This window comes from Arhodomonas sp. KWT, from assembly GCF_010993615.1.
Genome location: NZ_WNXE01001032.1, coordinates 1 through 583 on the forward strand (window position 1 = coordinate 1; position 583 = coordinate 583).

A 583-nucleotide genomic window follows, 5' to 3' on the forward strand; every position below is an offset into this window, starting at 1 on the left:
AACCCGCGCAGAAGGGCCCTTCACACCGAGGAAACGTCAATGCCGAGTCAGCCGAGCCGCGACCTGGAGACCTTCGACAACCCGGCCCCGGAGAGGGACTACACCATCCGGATGACCATCCCGGAATTCACCTGCCTGTGCCCGATGACCGGCCAGCCCGATTTCGCCACGCTGTACCTGGACTACGTCCCGGACGCACGCTGCGTGGAGCTCAAGTCGCTGAAACTCTATGTCTGGTCATTCCGCGACGAGGGCGCGTTTCACGAGGCCGTGAGCAACCGGATACTGGAAGACCTCGTCGCCCGGCTGGCACCGCGTTTCATGCGCGTGCGCATGGCCTTCGCCACCCGCGGAGGTATCGACACCACGGTGGTCTGCGAGCACGCCGCCGAGGGCTGGCGGCCACCGACACCGGTCACCCTTCCCTAGGCCTTCCACGGACGCCGAGGGGGAGAGCGCATGACCGGAGCGCGGTGGGACATCGACGGCACACCGGAGGCCGGCACGTCGGCATACGGCCGGCGCACGCACACCCGCCCGCGCCTTCCCGCCTGGCTGCTGCCGGTGGTGGTTGCCGTCTTCG

Annotated in this window: 1 protein-coding gene; it reads left to right on the forward strand. The window is 68.1% G+C overall.

All coding sequences use genetic code 11. The features are described 5' to 3' along the window. Window positions 1–39 precede the first annotated feature (39 nt). On the forward strand, window positions 40–429 hold the full coding sequence (gene queF, locus G7A99_RS23985) for a preQ(1) synthase (protein WP_018719449.1): 390 nt from the start codon (window positions 40–42) through the stop codon (window positions 427–429). The last annotated feature ends 154 nt before the right edge of the window (window positions 430–583 follow it).

Coding starts and splice junctions, on each gene's coding strand:
- queF (WP_018719449.1), top strand. CDS start 40: ATGCCGAGTCAGCCGAGCCGCGACCTGGAGACCTTCGACAACCCGGCC.